This is a genomic window from Shewanella yunxiaonensis (genome assembly GCF_018223345.1).
GTDB classification, from domain to species: Bacteria; Pseudomonadota; Gammaproteobacteria; order Enterobacterales; family Shewanellaceae; genus Shewanella; species Shewanella yunxiaonensis.
This window is the reverse complement of sequence record NZ_CP073587.1, coordinates 1,067,567-1,083,675: the sequence shown is the minus strand read 5'-3', so window position 1 is coordinate 1,083,675 and position 16,109 is coordinate 1,067,567. Positions and strand designations below refer to the sequence as shown.

Below are 16,109 nucleotides of genomic sequence, written 5' to 3'. Positions count from 1 at the left end.
ACTTTCTCATTATTGCCAAAATAAATAACATTAAAATTAAGCACTTATATTTTCCATTAGCTAGATAATTGGTTTGGAAAACGCGCATGCGCGTTTTTCTGGATGGTGTATTTGAGAAAAAGCTGATAACTTCTTTTTAATACAACAAGTTAACGATGCGCGTTTTTACTGGTCTAATGAGGTAAACGCGCATGCGCACTAATAAAATGTTAGGCCCTTTGTAACAAATATCTTCGGAGTAAATATGGAAGTTGATATTAGAGAGATTCAAGGAAACTGGACTTTAGGTTATTCACTTGCAAAGCACGTACTACATAGTGTTTGCATTGGGGAAAATGAATGGGGACATCCAGTGTTTGATACAACTCGTTCGGAACCCGGCGAGGCATTATTTCAACTCAAATATCGAGACGACTTCAGTCAGGTCGAGCCCATAGCTCAGCAGCTTTATGATTCTTTCTCAGGTTACTTTGGAAGCTCTTCTCTTGTTATTCCTATGCCAGCATCTAAAGTACGAGCCAGACAGCCTGTCACAGAAATTGCTAGGTCATTAGCTCAAAAAATGTCTATCCCATGCTATGAGAATTTACTTGTAAAATCGAAAGCAACACCGCAAATGAAAGATATTGCGTCTAGGGATGACAAAGTTTCAACCCTAGTAAGTGCCTTTACAATTAATGACTTATTACATACTGGCTTATATGATGTCTTAATTGTTGATGATCTGTTTGATACAGGGTCATCGTTAGAAGCTGCAACTACCGTTCTTCAACAACATGATAAAATAAGAAAAATTTATGTTGCAGTCATCAGTAGGAAACGATAATGAAAAAGGTCTTTATTTCTGGGTCAATGAAAATAAAAAATCTTGACCCGCTTGTGTTGAAGAGAATTGATAACATTATCGAGCAAGGTTATATCATTCTTGTTGGTGATGCTGATGGGGTTGATAGCTCAGTGCAAGAATATCTTAAAAGTCATAGTTACAACAACGTCTTTGTCTATTGCACAGGCTCACAACCAAGAAATAATATTGGTAGATGGGAAGTAAAGAAAGTTGAAACTACCGCTCAACCTGGTACTAGAGCCTATTTCACAGTTAAGGACATAGAAATGTCAATTGACTGTGATTACGGTTTAATGATTTGGGATACAAAGAGCACAGGAACTCTGAGTAACGTTCTTGAGCTTCTCCAAAGAAATAAGAACTCATTGGTTTTTGTTAATAAATCCAAAATATTTGAAAAAGTTAAAGAGATTACCGGACTGGAACAGCTTTTAACCCACATGAGTGAGTTTGCGCTAAAAAAAGCTGACGCAAAGCTAAAAGTTCAAGACAAAATCATGTCACTAAAAAATGAGCAAAGTAAATTATTCTAGTTTTGGCCTAACAAGAAAATCCAGGTGACGCCTACGGCGCACCTGATCTAGGCGTTAGAGCAGCCCAGTAATCGAATAATGAGAGTCTAATATGGAAGTTGCGAATAAATTTGAACTGCATTACTACCTAAATGATGAGTCTCATCAAATTAATGCATTTCTCAGGAATAAATGTGAAGCTGAGCTTCTAGCAATTATCTCCGAAATATCAGCCATTTTAGATATTGAAGCTGAGCTTGTTGCAACTGCGGCTAGAGAAGGTGGTTTTCGGGAGTTCTGGGACGTTATTAAAGGTAACGCCAATGCGATTACTGTAGTTCTGCTCGTCGCTCAATTAATGCTTACAATAGCACCAATGCTTCACGAGTCAGAAAAGGAAGCGTTAGAAAAAGAGCTTAACAGACTCCAAATCGAAGAGTCTAAGCTCAATATTCAAAAATTAAGGGAAGAAGTAAAGGCGGCCGGTCCTTCACCTGAAGCAATAGAAAAAACAGCCAAGCACCTCTCTAAAAATCTAAAGATCATTAAGAGAAAATCTAACTTCTACGCCGCCCTCAGCAAGAAACAGGAAGTTAGCAAAATTGGCTTCTCTGTACTCAACGCCAACTTTGTCCCGCAAACTGATGAGCGGCAGGTAGAACGGCGCGACTTTAGAAAATATGTCCTTAATAGCAATAAACTGAGAGCTGAAGAAGTTGAAGCCGAAATAGAAATCGTCTCTCCTGTACTCAAGGATGGGAAGTATAAATGGAAAGGGATATACAATGACCAACCAATTGGTTTTGATATGCTTGATCTTGCGTTCAAAGATATGGTGCTACTAGACAATATCCCCTTTCAGCACGGGTCATCCATAATTTGCATATTGCGAATAGACCGAGAATTAGATGAAGTTGGTGATGTTAAAGTAACTGGATATGCTGTAACAACCGTGATCGAAAAAATTGATGGCTCTACTTCCATAGAAACATCACAAGGAAAAAAATACCGGCATGCGAAAAAGTATATGGAAGGTCAAGGCACATTATTCACCTAATGCCCTAACAAACGCGTCAATTGGGGCTGATTTTCCGCTGGCGCTCCAAACCAGGCCATTACGCGGGCGTTAATCCATAGGGATTTTAATCCGGAACTCACGAATTAAAGTTAGGAATCTAGATCGTTTTTGTCCCAATAACAAATAAAGTTAACCATCGCAATTATTAGTTACAACGGCTAAAAAGCTCCATCTTTTCATCAGTAGTCAAGGATTCGATTTCCCTTACTAACCTATCAACCTTAGACTCATGCTGCGCAGTCCCTAAAAGCTGTGCTGTGGTAATCCCAAGCTCACGCCTGACCTGCTCAATATCCAAATGGGCATATGTACTGGCGGTAATACTGATATCACTATGCCCTAACAGTTTACTGGTGGTTTGAATGTTGCCGCCACGCATGACACTCCAACTTGCGATAGTGCGCCGTAAGTCGTGAATAGTGACACTCTCACCTCTGCCCTCACCGCGTAAGCCTGCTTTTTCCGTAATGCGATACCAGAAGCTATGTTCTCCTGACCGTTCGGTCACGTGACCAACTTTAGTTAGCAAAGAGGGAAAGACATACTTTTGCCCTGCCTCGGCATTCGAGCTGCGCCGCTGTAAAATTTCCATCGCTTCTTTGGTCAACGGCACAGCGTGCGCTTTTTTCGCTTTCATCTTGGAGGTGGGAATCAACCAAATGCCGCGCTGGTGATCGATCTCGTGCCACTCCATACTGAGCACACAGCTTTTGCGCTGTCCGGTCAGTAACAGCATCATCACGATATCGCGGTGAATTTCCGGTTCATCTTCCAAAGCAGCCAACAATCGCTGCATCTCATCCTGATTTAAAATGCGCTCGCGTTTCACTTCCGTCAGCTTACGGATCTTGGCAAATGGGTTTTCCCCTTGTCCGGCATAGAGCGACTTCATCAACGTCAGGCATTTATTGCGCACCGATCCCGAAGTTTTGATTAAGATGCGCTTGAGCAGGTTCTCCGCTTCACTGACGTCTATTGCGGAGATCGGTAGCCCACCTATCGGCTCCTGTAGATGATTGCTCCAAGTAGAAAGCGCATCCTGTAATGATTTAGCCCTTCGCTCCCCCACTTTTATCCGGAGCTGAAACTCGATTACCCAGGCATCAAACAGCTCCTGCACTGTCATGGCTAACGCCTCCTGACGAGCGAGCTCTTCTTTGGCCTGTCGCTTGGCCTCGTTGGGATTTTCGCCACTGGAAAACTGATAGGCGATTTGCTTCGCCAGCTTGCGAGCATTCTCAATGGTGACGTTAGGAAACTCGCCAATCGTGACGGAGGTGTCTTTACCTAAGTGCTTACGGCGGAAGCGGAAAACCTTCTTGCCGGAAGGCATAACCTCTAAAAACAGGCCGTTCACCGACTCACGGTGGCCAAAATCAGGCACTCTGTAGCGTTTTTCGGGAGTTTTTAGTGACTCGAACACACGTTTTGTGAAACTATTCTCTTGGATCATATATACTTAACTCTAAATCCTGTGCCGCCTATGTGCCGCCTTATGGGTTAATTTAGCATAATTTTGGTTAAAATACATACATACCATAAATCACTATCTTATTGATAAATAAGTATTAATTAACTTTCATTAAGGTAGAGTAAAGTCCAAAATCTCTCCTGTGGGGAGACCAGCTATTTTTCTAACAAGATGTCTTCGAAAAATTCTCAGTTACAAAACCCCAGTTTCATTTTCTAAATACTCTTCGCCACTTTTAACACCTCGTTTGCCAAATTTCATAAAAAAAAACTCATTACCTATAGGCATTTAACACATATCAGAGTGTATTTAGTGAAGGTTAGATTTTCTAAATAACTGATCCTAATTCTGCTACAGCTCTGCCAATCCATGTAGGTTTCCCGGATAGGGTGAAGCGGTTTCCATAAATCGCCTCACCCTACGTAGCAACTGCCACATCTGCGAACACTTATGATTGCGTGTCACCGTTTCATGAAGTGCATGCCACAGCTTCTCAATTTTATTCACCCAAGGACTATAAACGGGCTGAAACAGGAGTGTGAACTTGGGATTGTTGCTTAGCCAAGCCTGCACTTTTTTGCTCTTATGAATGATGTAATTATCCACGATTAACGTGATAGTTTTTGCTTTGCGATAGCTCTTCCGAAGCAATTCCATCAGCTTAATAAATAACGCCGAACATTTTGAGTCGCTGCCTACATATTTCACTGTGCCTGTGTCGGCATGTAAGGCCCCCGCAAGATAATATTTTTCGTTCTGGCCAGGTGTTGCCACTAACCGTTGTTTCCCTCGAAAGCCCCAATCTGCACCTATCTTAGGGTTTAAATGGATATCAACTTCGTCTTCATAGAAGACAGGATTATCGGCATTGCAGTTATCCAGAGCCGCTTTAATTGCCGCTAACTTTTCGTCCTTATGTGGATCTCGAATTCTTAGTGTCGGCGCGGCCCGTCGCCATACTATCCCGAGTTCTGGCATCCACCGGCGTAACGTCGAACTATGAATATGAATTCCTGCATGTTTTCGCAATACTTTGGCGAGCAATTCGGTACTCCAACGACTACGCTGATAGCCTAAATCTTGTGGTGAGCAAGGGATTAGAAAATGTAGCAGCTTCACTATGGCATCGCCGGGTAAGTACGGTGGTTTACCCAGTTCGGCATCTTTCAATCCGTTTATCCCCAGTTCGTTATACTTGCTACACCCGCGATTTACAGAAGAACGAGCCGCGCTAAGCAAGCTTGCGACTGTCTGTCGGGATAGTCCTTGATGCACAAGTAACACAGCATTTGCTCGACGGCTGAAACGCTTATCTTTGCTTCGCTGGACGATTTTCTCTAATCGGCGTCGCGCGGCACGATCAATCAATGTTATTCTGTTCATACTCAGTGTGGGTGTGTGTAAAGTGTGGTTTGGCGACTTATCTGATCGCTCATTTCACACTGAGTTCCCTTCGCAGGTGATCTACACTTCGGAACAGCTATTTAGAACGCAAATGACCCAATTGGCGCGAGACTACGCTAAGCTGTAGTTACTTTAAGGAATTTTAACCAGACCAATTAGGAACAAACATCATGAAACTAAAGCGAATTATTCAAACAGTGCTCGTCGCTGCATCTTGCACTTTAGTTATAACACAAGCATACGCGACAGATAATGTTGATAAGACCAAGCAACAGACTGATAAAAAAGCAGAATATAATAAGGAAATGGCTAATCTTAAACATCAAGAGGCTAAGGACAAAGCCGACGAAAAGCATGCTGCCGCAACAGATAAAGCGCAGATGATGCACGAAGAGGCAAAGGACAAAGCAGATCAAAAACGCGAAGAAGCACAAGACAAAGCTGAATGGCAGCGTGAAACGGCTAAAGACAATGCCGAACGAAAACGAGAAGAAGTAAAAGACAAAGCCGACTGGCAAAAAGAAAAGGCTAAGGACAGTGCCGAAAGTCAGCAAGATAATAAAAAAAGTCAGGCTGAAAAACATAGTAAAAAGCTAAAGGAAAAGCTTAAAGAAGAGAAGAATAGATAAATATCGACTTTTCAGGTAGTGTTTAGAAATCTGTGTCATTTCAGTATTATGTATAAAACAGGAATGACACATGACAACCAACTTCGACTTAGAACAAGCTTCAGTCTGGACAAGATTTAACAGGCAAAGATGGTTTCTTAACCCCTCTCATCAAGCAGATCACAGAAGTTGCCTTAAAAGCAGAGCTGGAACAACATCTGGAAAGTGACGACCAGCCTAACCGTAAGAATGGCTCCACCAAGAAAACCGTTAAGTCATCTGTCGGTACATTCGAACTTGATACGCCGCGTGATCGCAGTGGTTCATTTGAGCCTCAATTAGTTAAGAAGAACCAGACTAAACTGACCGACGAAATTGACCGTAAGATTTTATCCATGTTCTCACTGGGCATGAGCTACCGCGATATTCGGGGGCATGTCGAAGATATGTATGGCGTAGATGTTTCTGAAGCCACGATATCCAGCATTACCGACAGTTTGATACCTCAGCTAAAGGAATGGCAGCAACGGCCTCTGGATGGTATTTATCCTTTTGTCTGGCTCGACGCAATCCACTATAAAATCAAAGAAGAAGGTCGCTACGTTAGCAAAGCGATATACACCATTTTAGGGTTGAACATTGACGGCAAAAAGGAACTGCTGGGTCTTTACCTGTCTGAGTCTGAAGGGGCTAACTATTGGCTTTCAGTGCTGACCGATCTACATAACCGAGGCGTTAAAGATATCCTAATTGCATGCGTGGATGGCTTAACTGGCTTTCCTGAAGCCATTTCCACGATTTATCCAGATACAGAAGTTCAGCAGTGCATCATTCACCAGCTGCGTAACTCAATGAAATATGTAGCCTCGAAGCACCAGAAGGAGTTCATGGCAGATCTAAAACCAATCTACCGTGCCGTAAGCAAAGAGGCTGCGGAGATGGCGCTGGAACACTTAGAATCGAAATGGGGTCACCAGTACCCAATCGTGCTACGCTCCTGGCGAAATAAGTGGCTAAATCTATCCGTTTACTTCAAGTACCCAGAATACGTACGTAAGGCCATCTACACAACGAATGCCATTGAGGCGGTACACCGTCAATTCCGTAAGTTGACTAAAACGAAGGGTGGTTTCCCGAACGAAAACAGCTTGCTTAAGCTTCTGTACGCTGGGATATTGAACGCCTCTAAGAAATGGACAATGCCCATTCAGAATTGGAATATGACATTGTCGCAATTGGCAATTCACTTTGAAGGGCGCCTAGACGAGCTCTTAGATATTTAGCCCTAATTAGCTGACACAGAATTCTGAACGCCCTCACTTTTCAACCTAACCTTGTATGAATAGCTGCCGCCGCTTATGCGGCGGAGTCTTTGATTGTAATTTAGAGCCTGAACACGCCGATTTCGGATAACAACATCATTACTTTCTCACTAATAAATGCTGCTTTCCTGCAATTCATGAAACCCGGTTAGCTTACTGAGCACTCATTGACTATAATGGCGCCGCCATGCAACCAGGGAGAGCCCTTTGAGCTTTAGTTATATTCCGCTAACTGAATACCGGCGTCAGTGGATTTTCAACCATCATGAACTTCTGGTCCCTGCAATAGTCCGTGAAGATATCAAACCATTAACAGCCAAAAGCTCAATGGAGATATGGAATCGCTGGATCAGCAACAAAAGTAGCTGCGCTGAACAATTCACTAAAGGGGACTGGGCTGACCGTAAATCTACCTGGCATCATACTGACAACTGGCAATCACAATGGGACAGCGAACAGCCAGATTTGCCAGAAGCCCTCGCCCAGTTTATTCCGTGGGCTGATGACACTCGAGTCTATTTTTGTATCGAAAAATATGAAGTGATAGAAACCAGTTGGGCCACTTTTAAACAACACTGGAAGTGTTTTCTCTTCTGCGACGATGGTCCACTGTTAATCAGCAACCAACATCGGCAAGCTGTTTGGTTTAGCCAGGATGGTAACTATCGTCTGGGATTACGCAGCTGATTATTTATGGGGATTTTTATGAAATTGTTGCCGTTAAGCTTAGTGTTTCTAATGATGTCAGTATCTGCCTCTGCGAGGGAAATATCTGGGGTTGAAGTTCCTGAAGCCCTATCCATCGATAGCCAACAACTACAATTGAACGGTGCCGGAGTTCGCAGCAAGTTTTTTATGGATTTGTATGTTGGCGGTTTGTATTTACCAGAGAAAGCGACCACCGCTACCGCTGTGTTATCTGAGAACTCCGCAGTGGTAAGCCTGAAAATACTTTCAGGTTTGATTACATCAGAGAAGATGCGTAACGCCATTGAAGAAGGATTCGATGATGCAACAGAAGGTAAAACTCAGCCAATTGCCGAGGAAATAAAGCACTTCACAGCATTGTTTGAAGATGAAATCAAAGTCGGCGACGAGTTTTTATTAGTCACGAATAAACAGCACGGGGTTACCGCATACAAAAACGGCGTAGCCAAAGACACCATTGCCGGTGAAGACTTTCGAGAAGCCTTGTTAAAAATCTGGTTAGGTGATGAGCCCGCACAAAAAAGTTTGAAAAAAGAAATGCTCGGTCAATAACGTTGGAGACCCTGCAGTACCACAGCGCTCAACAACGAGTGTGAAATTGCAGGGCCGGCACCGCACTACAACATGACTGCTGTACGCCAAACTTACCATTAAGGTAAACACCGACAATAAAAAGCGCCATCACCAACTGCGCGATAACGCTGATAAATTTCTGAACACATGTGGCGATGATTTGCAGAACAATGCAAATGTGGTCCATATTTTCGATTCGCAGTGGCTGTCATAAGATCACCCTACTTAACGAAGCCTTTAGCCACATTGTAACCAACTGTTATTTATATAAATATTAAGAAATTTATCAATCTAGCAGCATCATTTGTCTGTAAAATGACCGGTTGTCATCAAGTAGCGTCTAATTTGATCCAAGAAAATAAAGCGGCTGCCGATACAGACTATAATGACGGTGATCATCCGTTCCTGAGCAACCTCCTGTTTTCCATTCAATATGTTCTTAATGAGCATGATGGGGACATGAAAAACAGGCATAACACCACTTATAACTAGAGATAAACAGATGAATTTTCGCAACTGGCCAATAGCCAAACAGATTGGGACGCTCGCATTTATACTCACGGTACTGGTGTTTGGTATCGTTGGGGTCTTTTCCTACAAAACCGCAGCGCAGGCGCTAAAAGATAAGGCGCTTTCCGCGATGGCCAAGGAAATGCACAGCGTAAATGACCTGCTGGAACTGCAGTACAAATCTTTATTGGTAATTGCAGATCGTAATGCAAGTGTATTCAACGAGATGTATCCCGGTGAGTTTTCTAAACCCGTTGGTGAAACCACCGATGTGATGGGTAAAGCGACCCCGACACTGAAACACAACAATGAGCTGGTGAATTCATCTATCAGCAAAGTGGACCGTTTTGCCAACCTTACCGGCGGAAATGCCACCGTCTTTGTAAAAGATGGAGATGACTTCCTGCGGATCTCTACCTCACTGAAAAAAGCCGATGGGACACGCGCAGTCGGGACCTATCTTGGGAAAAATCACCCTGGTTACAACAAGCTGCTCAATGGCGAAAATTATAAAGGCTATGCCAATTTATTCGGTAAAGATTATATGACTGAGTATCGCGCCATTAAAGATAAACAAGGCACCGTGGTGGGCATACTCTACACAGGTTTTGATATCAGTGAATCGTTGGCCCAAATCAAACAAGCAGTTAAACAATTGCGCATAGAAGAAAGCGGCAGCTATAGTCTGTTAAATCAGGAGCAGTCAGTTGTGGCTGATAACATCTTACCTGAAGGAGAAAAGCCTACAGCCGCCCAATTGGATGGACTGCCACTACAAGCATTACTCAACGACCACAACCTACAACAATACCAAAGCGCTGATGGGACACCAATGTACGCGATGAGTGACGTTATTCCAGGATGGCAGTGGCTACTGGTTGGCAAGGTAAAAGCCAAAGAATTGAATGAAGAAAGCACAACGTTATTGCTGATAAATACTGCGGCGTCATTTGTCGGTATTTTGGCAATTACCGCATTTTTATCATTGGTATTGCTTAACACGGTCAAGCCACTGCGGCGTCTGCAACTACATATGGAAGAGTTAGGTAAAGGCGATTTAAGTGTCGACCTTCCGGCCACAGATAGTCAAAGCAATAATGAAGTCAGTCGTATCACCGCCAGTGCGCGTCACATGACACAAAACTTACGGCAATTGATTCAAGAACTGCTCAACTCTGTACAGACCGTAGATTATCAGGCAGAACAAGCACAGGAAATTGCTAAACTCAATGGCGAAGAAGCGAAAGCACTGATGGGACAAACCGATCAGATCGCCACTGCTATTGAAGAGATGTCGACTTCGATTCGTGATGTTGCCAACCATGCGGGACAGAGTGCCGAACAGAGCGCTGAAGTAGACAGTGCTTCTCGCGATGGTCACCAGCAACTTAGGCAGGTTGTGGATAGCCTTAAAACACTGGCACAGCAACTCAATTTGAGTCAGCAGGCGGTTGAAGGCGTGGCGAAAGAAAGCGAAGCCATCAACACCATCACTGATGTGATCAATGGTATTGCTGAACAAACTAACCTTTTAGCGCTGAATGCTGCCATTGAAGCGGCTCGCGCCGGCGAACAAGGCCGTGGTTTCGCCGTAGTTGCCGATGAGGTTCGCACACTTGCCAGCAGAACACAGGCATCGATCTCCGAAATCAGTCAAACCATTGTGCATCTGCAAGCAAAGATAAAAGATACCGCTTCCCGTATGACACAGAGTCATGAACTCGGTAACAGTTCAGCGAATCAAGGTGAAGCTGCCAATCAACAGCTGAGTGCCATCACTGAGCGTATCGCTTCGCTGGCTATCTCTGTCAGCAGCATAGCCAGTGCGACTGAACAACAAAGTGCTGTAGCCGATGAAGTGACTCGTAACCTGCATGAGATAACGGAATTAGCCAGAGAAGGCGACACCAGAGCGCATGAGACAGTGAAGTCAGCGCAGGAGCTGGCAGACGTAGCCGCAGCGCTAAAACGCCAAATCGGGGTGTTCCGGGTTTGATATTAACGATAAAAAAGGCGCTAACTGCGCCTTTTTTATCGTGCTATTGATTAGCGTTGTAAATTTGCTATGGGCACAGCTTTCATCATGACTTCGGTAGTGTACTTACCGTTATTGATCACAGGGTAACGATCGTAGGTCTGAAAAATCACTTTCCCTTGATAGATGATCATGGCCACCACGCCATAGTTGGTTTTACGGTTCAGCGAGTCTGCTGGCAGGATAAACTTAAATGGCACCGGTACCCGGGCGACGTTAAAGGTCTTTTGAGCAATGATTGCGCCTGGCGTGTCTAAATCAATGATCGCCATAGTGATACTACAGCCATCCGGTAACATGATTTTCTCACGATAAGAGGCGGCGCCATTTACCACAACAGGTGCAGGCGGTTCTACTGTGACGCACCCAGCCAACCACAATCCACTCGCAGCCATCAATAGTGATTTCATTATCCGCATTTTTCTATCCTTCCATTTTAGGATTTGTCATTCGAATAAGTCCTTCCTGCGAAGCAGATGCTACCAACAGCCCCTGTTGGTTAAAGAACTGACCACGGACAAAACCGCGACCACCATAAGCATTTGGACTATCCACCGCGTACAACAGCCACTCACTCATATTGACTGGTCGATGAAACCACATCGCATGATCAATGGTAGCCATTCGCACTCCAGGCGTTAAAAAAGACACCCCATGCGGCTGAACGGCTGTTACCAGGAAATTAAAATCTGAGGCGTAGGCCAGCAAGTAGTCATGCATACAATGTTCTGCGGGCAACTCACCATTCGCTCTCATCCACACGTAACGGGTCGGTTCTGAAACCGCCGGCGCAACGGGATTGAGCGGATTGACCATGCGCATCTCAATTGGTGAATCGGCTAAAAATTTTTCAAGAATTTTTGCCGGAACTCGGTCACGCATCGTCATGGCAAGTTCCTGCTGGTTCAGTAACCCATCAGGTCCTGGCACCTTAGGCATACTGGCTTGATGATCAAAACCAGTTTCAGGCTCCTGAAACGAGCAGGTCATATAAAATATGGGGCGTCCCTTCTGAATCGCCTTTACCCGGCGAGCGCTAAAGCTACCGCCATCACGCATATTTTCCACATCATAAACAATGGGTAAGGTTTCATCCCCGGCGCGCAGAAAATATGAATGCAACGAATGGACTTGACGCTCTGGGGGAACGGTTTGTCTAGCAGCGCTTAACGCCTGCCCCATCACTTGGCCACCAAAAACATGGCCGAAGCCTAAATCCTGACTCTGACCACGGAACAAGCCCATTTCTACCGGTTCCAGTGTCAGCAGTGATAACAGCTCATTTAATACTTGGCTCATAGTGTCCCATCAACGCTTAATCATTAACGATAAAGAGTAACGCAGACATGCAGTTAAACGCCAGCTTTGGGAATTATTCTAGTAGCACACCATGTTCACGACAGGCGTTTCTCGCCCATTTGACTATCTGTTCTTCACCACTTTTCTCAAAACTTAAAGGATGGGCTTTACTGAGTTTAGGCCAGGTCTTACCCACCAGCTCAGGGGTACAATCATCGGCAGTAAAATAAGCGGGAGCGGTTTCCGCCAAGCGCACACAACTCACACTGCCCGCAGCGGCTAACACATGCTGTCCGGTGGGGGCGGAATCGCCCAGCAGGTACATGGCAGCAGCAACCGGTGCTTCAATCGAAAACATGGCTCCGACATCATCAGCCATATGATGCGCGGTCATGCCGGTCACGACTTGGGCACAGAGACTGTTAACACAGATGTTGTAGCTTTGCCCTTCCAGACTAAGGCTGTTAACCAAACCAATTAACGCCATTTTTGCACTGGAATAAGCAGCCTCAAATTGATCGCCAAACAAACCACTGGCACCCGTTAGCATCAAAATGCGGCCAAAAGCCTGCTGCTTCATCATGCCCCAGAATGCGCGGCAAAAAAGAAAACTGCCGGTAAGATCGACATCTATCTGGCGCCGCCATTCATTCATGGTGATTTTTTCAAACGGAGCTGACTTATGCACACCGGCACATAACAGCAAGAAATCCACTTTGGCAAATTGCTGTATGACTTGGTGACAAACCTCTTCCACCTGAGTTTCGTTAGTGACGTCGCAGTACCAATATTTCACTTCGGCACCCAACGCGGCGATGGCCGCCGCAGTTTCCCGACAATCCTGATTGTCGATAAGCGCAATCTGGGTACCGCGTTGAGCCAATGCGATTGCAAATGCTCGGCCTAATCCTGAGGCGGCGCCCGTAACTACTGCAGTCCTGTGCTGGAAACGCATAATGTCAATCTCCTGAGCATATTGATGCCGGGATAGATTTACGGCTTATTTACACCAATTTCGTTACTACTACAGATCCATTATGACTGTATTTTTCTTGGATAGTCGCCTAACAAATGTGCGCTGTTTCAAACTCTTTTACATGCATTTATCCGATTGTGCTAACTTTCGCATGGCTTCTTGATATCCTATATACAGTAGTAACTCGGTAAATGTGAAACGTGAACATGAATCCTTGGTTTTTGGCAATACGCCCTCGGACTCTGCCAGCTGCGGCAGGGCCACTACTGATTGGCAACATGATGGCACTGCCTTTGGAGAAATTTAGTTGGGTTGTTGCTATCGCATCGATGACCTGTGCGCTGCTATTGCAAATCGCGGTAAATCTGGCAAATGACTATTTCGATTTTAAGAATGGGATTGATACTGAAGATCGTATAGGGCCAACCCGCGTAACCCAAAGCGGTATGCTAGCGCCTTATAAAGTCCGCAATGCCATGGTGTTATGTCTGTTGTTATCATTAGCGGTAGGCAGTTATCTTATATGGCACGGTGGCTGGCCAATCGCCATTCTTGCTGCAGCATCCATGCTTGGAGCTTTGGGCTATAGCGGTGGCCCCTATCCACTGGCCTCCCATGGCCTAGGTGAACTCGCCGCATTTGTCTTCTTTGGCTTGGTGGCTGTGGTTGGCAGTTATTACCTACAAGCTGGGGTGACCACTACCGCTTCCTGGCTGTTGGGTTGCGCGGTTGGCTTACTGAATGCCGCAATAATGTTAGTCAATAATACCCGCGATATTATGACCGATACCAAAGCCGGAAAGAAAACACTGGCGGTACGCATTGGGGAGGCTCAGGCTCGGGTGCTGTATCAGGCGCTGTTATATCTGCCGTTTGGGCTGATCATTGCAGGCTTCTTGCTCGGACAATTGCCAGGATTTCCAGTATTGCTGGCGGGATTGTCGCTGATTATGGCGCGCAAATTATCTTATGATTTCTATCAGGGTTCAGGTGCCGCACTTAATCCGCTGCTGGGTAAAACCGCAAAACTGACCATGATGTTCAGCGCGTTATTTAGTGTGGGATTAATGTTCTGAGAACCTTTTCCAGGTAATCAAAAGGCTTCCATTGGAAGCCTTTTTATTTTCCGACCTTGAACTAACTAGTCGATTTTTACCAGCGTACGCTCAGCTTGACTCCAGTTCAGATGGTATTTCTCACCCGCTGGTTTATCTGTACGTTCGAACGTATGAGCGCCAAAGAAGTCACGTTGGCCCTGTAACAAGTTCGCAGGCAATGTGTCACTGCGAAAACTGTCGTAGTAAGCCAGTGCTGAACTGATACATGGGACAGGTACACCTTTCAATACCGCAGTAGCCACCACTTGCCGCCACTGCTGTTGTAATTGCGACAGAGTATTAGCAAAACTTTCGGCCTGCAACAGATTATCCAGCTGTGGCGCGGTTTCGTATGCATCAGTAATCGTCTGCAGGAAACCGGCACGAATAATACAGCCAGCGCGCCAGATACTCGCAATCGACGCGAAATTGAGTTGCCATCCCTGCTCTTTGGCGTTCATCGCCATCAACTGAAAGCCCTGAGCGTAAGCACAGACTTTGGCACAATACAGTGCAGCTTCCAGTGCATCGATAAGCGTTTGACGCTCGGTAGGATCACGTTTAATTTCAGGTCCGACTAACTGTTTGCTAAGCTGCATGCGCAGATCTTTCTGGGTACTCATCGCTCTGGCATATACGGCCTCGGCGATCGTGGGCGCCGGACAGCCCATTTGCAGACTGCTGACGGCCGTCCATAAGCCAGTCCCCTTCTGCCCAGCCTTATCGAGGATCATCTCCACCAACGGCTTGCCGGTCAGCGGATCGGCTTGTTTGAGCACTTCAGCACTGATACCGATGAGGTAGCTGTTAAGCTTGCCTTGATTCCACTTTTCAAATACAGAGGCGACGTCTGCTGCCGACAGCCCCAATCCCTGATGCAGGATCTGGTACGCTTCACAGATCAGCTGCATATCGGCATATTCGATACCGTTGTGCACCATTTTGACGTAATGACCGGAACCAGATGGGCCAATATACGCGGTACAAGGTTCGCCATCGGTGTCCCGTTGTCCGGGGTGTGAACGCTCGATAGGCTTACCAGTGACACGATCAACTTTAGCCGCAATCGCGCGCCAAATCGGGGCGAGGTGTTCCCATGCAGCTATATCACCGCTCGGCATTAATGACGGCCCAAAACGCGCACCGACCTCACCGCCAGAAACGGCTGAGCTGAAAAATATGAATTTACCTTTGTAGATCTGTTCACGATCTATGGTATCGGTCCATAGACTGTTACCAGTATCAATGACGATATCGTCACTTTCGATGCCAGCGTCTATCAATGCCTGACATACGCCATCAACCGGTTTCCCGGCAGGCACAGAGAGCAGCAAAATTCTGGGCTTACTGAGCGATTGCAGCAGCTCAGGCATTGAATGAAAACCTTTAAGTACCAATCCACGCTCAGGTACTTCGGTCATCGCTTGCTGTTCTGCGGCAAAGACTTTTGCCTCATCCAGATCAAATGCGGCCACTCGGTAACCATTATCTACGATGTTGAGGGCCAGATTTTTGCCCATGACACCCAAGCCGATAACCCCAATATCAGCAGAATGGAATTTCATAATTTTTCACCAGTTGTCGTCGCCATAACCACAGGCCAATCACGACCAAATTCAATAAAGGAGCATATTATACTGAGCTTCTGTTGTTTTTTTCCAACAAAGTA

The 16,109-nt window shown here is 45.4% G+C and carries 14 protein-coding genes and 1 pseudogene; 9 read left to right on the top strand and 6 right to left on the bottom strand.

Going from position 1 to position 16,109, the window contains the following annotated elements; genetic code table 11:
• Positions 1-244: 244 nt before the first annotated feature.
• From KDN34_RS05045 to KDN34_RS05035, 3 genes are all read left to right on the top strand, one after another.
• A complete protein-coding gene (locus KDN34_RS05045) occupies positions 245-826 on the top strand; it encodes a ComF family protein (RefSeq protein ID WP_212595829.1) in 582 nt (193 codons plus the stop codon).
• Entirely contained in the window at positions 826-1,380 is a 555-nt protein-coding gene (locus KDN34_RS05040; RefSeq protein ID WP_212595828.1) for a hypothetical protein, read from the top strand. Before KDN34_RS05045 ends, KDN34_RS05040 begins: the two co-directional genes overlap by 1 nt.
• 91 nt (positions 1,381-1,471) lie before the next feature.
• Positions 1,472-2,416 (top strand): hypothetical protein, encoded by a 945-nt coding sequence (locus tag KDN34_RS05035; protein WP_212595827.1) that lies wholly within the window; start codon positions 1,472-1,474, stop codon positions 2,414-2,416.
• 166 nt (positions 2,417-2,582) lie between these two features.
• On the opposite strand, the gene KDN34_RS05030 is transcribed toward KDN34_RS05035, so the two are convergent.
• Positions 2,583-3,890 (bottom strand): tyrosine-type recombinase/integrase, encoded by a 1,308-nt coding sequence (locus KDN34_RS05030; RefSeq protein ID WP_212595826.1) that lies wholly within the window; start codon positions 3,888-3,890, stop codon positions 2,583-2,585.
• A 369-nt stretch (positions 3,891-4,259) separates the two neighbouring features.
• Entirely contained in the window at positions 4,260-5,291 is a 1,032-nt protein-coding gene (locus KDN34_RS05025; RefSeq protein ID WP_212595825.1) for an IS630 family transposase, read from the bottom strand.
• Between the two features lie 191 nt (positions 5,292-5,482).
• Between KDN34_RS05025 and KDN34_RS05020 the strand changes: the two genes are divergently transcribed.
• From KDN34_RS05020 to KDN34_RS05000, 5 genes and pseudogenes are all read left to right on the top strand, one after another.
• Positions 5,483-5,941: a hypothetical protein gene (locus KDN34_RS05020; RefSeq protein ID WP_212595824.1), complete on the top strand. Its 459-nt coding sequence runs from the start codon at positions 5,483-5,485 to the stop codon at positions 5,939-5,941.
• Between the two features lie 98 nt (positions 5,942-6,039).
• Positions 6,040-7,203, top strand: a pseudogene (locus KDN34_RS05015) (IS256 family transposase); the annotation flags it as partial.
• A gap of 246 nt (positions 7,204-7,449) precedes the next feature.
• Positions 7,450-7,929, top strand: coding sequence for a DUF2947 domain-containing protein (locus KDN34_RS05010; protein WP_212595823.1), 480 nt, complete (start codon positions 7,450-7,452; stop codon positions 7,927-7,929).
• Between the two features lie 18 nt (positions 7,930-7,947).
• Positions 7,948-8,502, top strand: coding sequence for a chalcone isomerase family protein (locus tag KDN34_RS05005; protein ID WP_212595822.1), 555 nt, complete (start codon positions 7,948-7,950; stop codon positions 8,500-8,502).
• Between the two features lie 523 nt (positions 8,503-9,025).
• Complete coding sequence (locus tag KDN34_RS05000) at positions 9,026-11,029, top strand: methyl-accepting chemotaxis protein (RefSeq protein ID WP_212595821.1); 2,004 nt, start codon at positions 9,026-9,028, stop codon at positions 11,027-11,029.
• A gap of 50 nt (positions 11,030-11,079) precedes the next feature.
• Here KDN34_RS05000 and KDN34_RS04995 read toward each other — a convergent pair whose 3' ends face one another.
• The 3 genes from KDN34_RS04995 to KDN34_RS04985 all read right to left on the bottom strand — a co-directional run bounded on the left by KDN34_RS04995 (position 11,080) and on the right by KDN34_RS04985 (position 13,322).
• On the bottom strand, positions 11,080-11,487 hold the full coding sequence (locus KDN34_RS04995; protein ID WP_212595820.1) for a YbaY family lipoprotein: 408 nt from the start codon (positions 11,485-11,487) through the stop codon (positions 11,080-11,082).
• Positions 11,488-11,491: 4 nt separating this feature from the next.
• A complete protein-coding gene (gene tesB / locus KDN34_RS04990) occupies positions 11,492-12,367 on the bottom strand; it encodes an acyl-CoA thioesterase II (RefSeq protein WP_212595819.1) in 876 nt (291 codons plus the stop codon).
• A 73-nt stretch (positions 12,368-12,440) separates the two neighbouring features.
• Positions 12,441-13,322 (bottom strand): SDR family oxidoreductase, encoded by an 882-nt coding sequence (locus KDN34_RS04985; protein ID WP_212595818.1) that lies wholly within the window; start codon positions 13,320-13,322, stop codon positions 12,441-12,443.
• A 227-nt stretch (positions 13,323-13,549) separates the two neighbouring features.
• Here KDN34_RS04985 and KDN34_RS04980 point away from each other — a divergent pair, with 227 nt between their 5' ends.
• Positions 13,550-14,419 carry a 1,4-dihydroxy-2-naphthoate polyprenyltransferase gene (locus tag KDN34_RS04980; RefSeq protein WP_212595817.1) on the top strand — a complete coding sequence of 290 codons (870 nt, stop codon included), beginning with the start codon at positions 13,550-13,552 and terminating at the stop codon, positions 14,417-14,419.
• A 65-nt stretch (positions 14,420-14,484) separates the two neighbouring features.
• On the opposite strand, the gene gndA is transcribed toward KDN34_RS04980, so the two are convergent.
• Complete coding sequence (gene gndA / locus KDN34_RS04975) at positions 14,485-16,005, bottom strand: NADP-dependent phosphogluconate dehydrogenase (protein ID WP_212595816.1); 1,521 nt, start codon at positions 16,003-16,005, stop codon at positions 14,485-14,487.
• Positions 16,006-16,109: the final 104 nt, after the last annotated feature.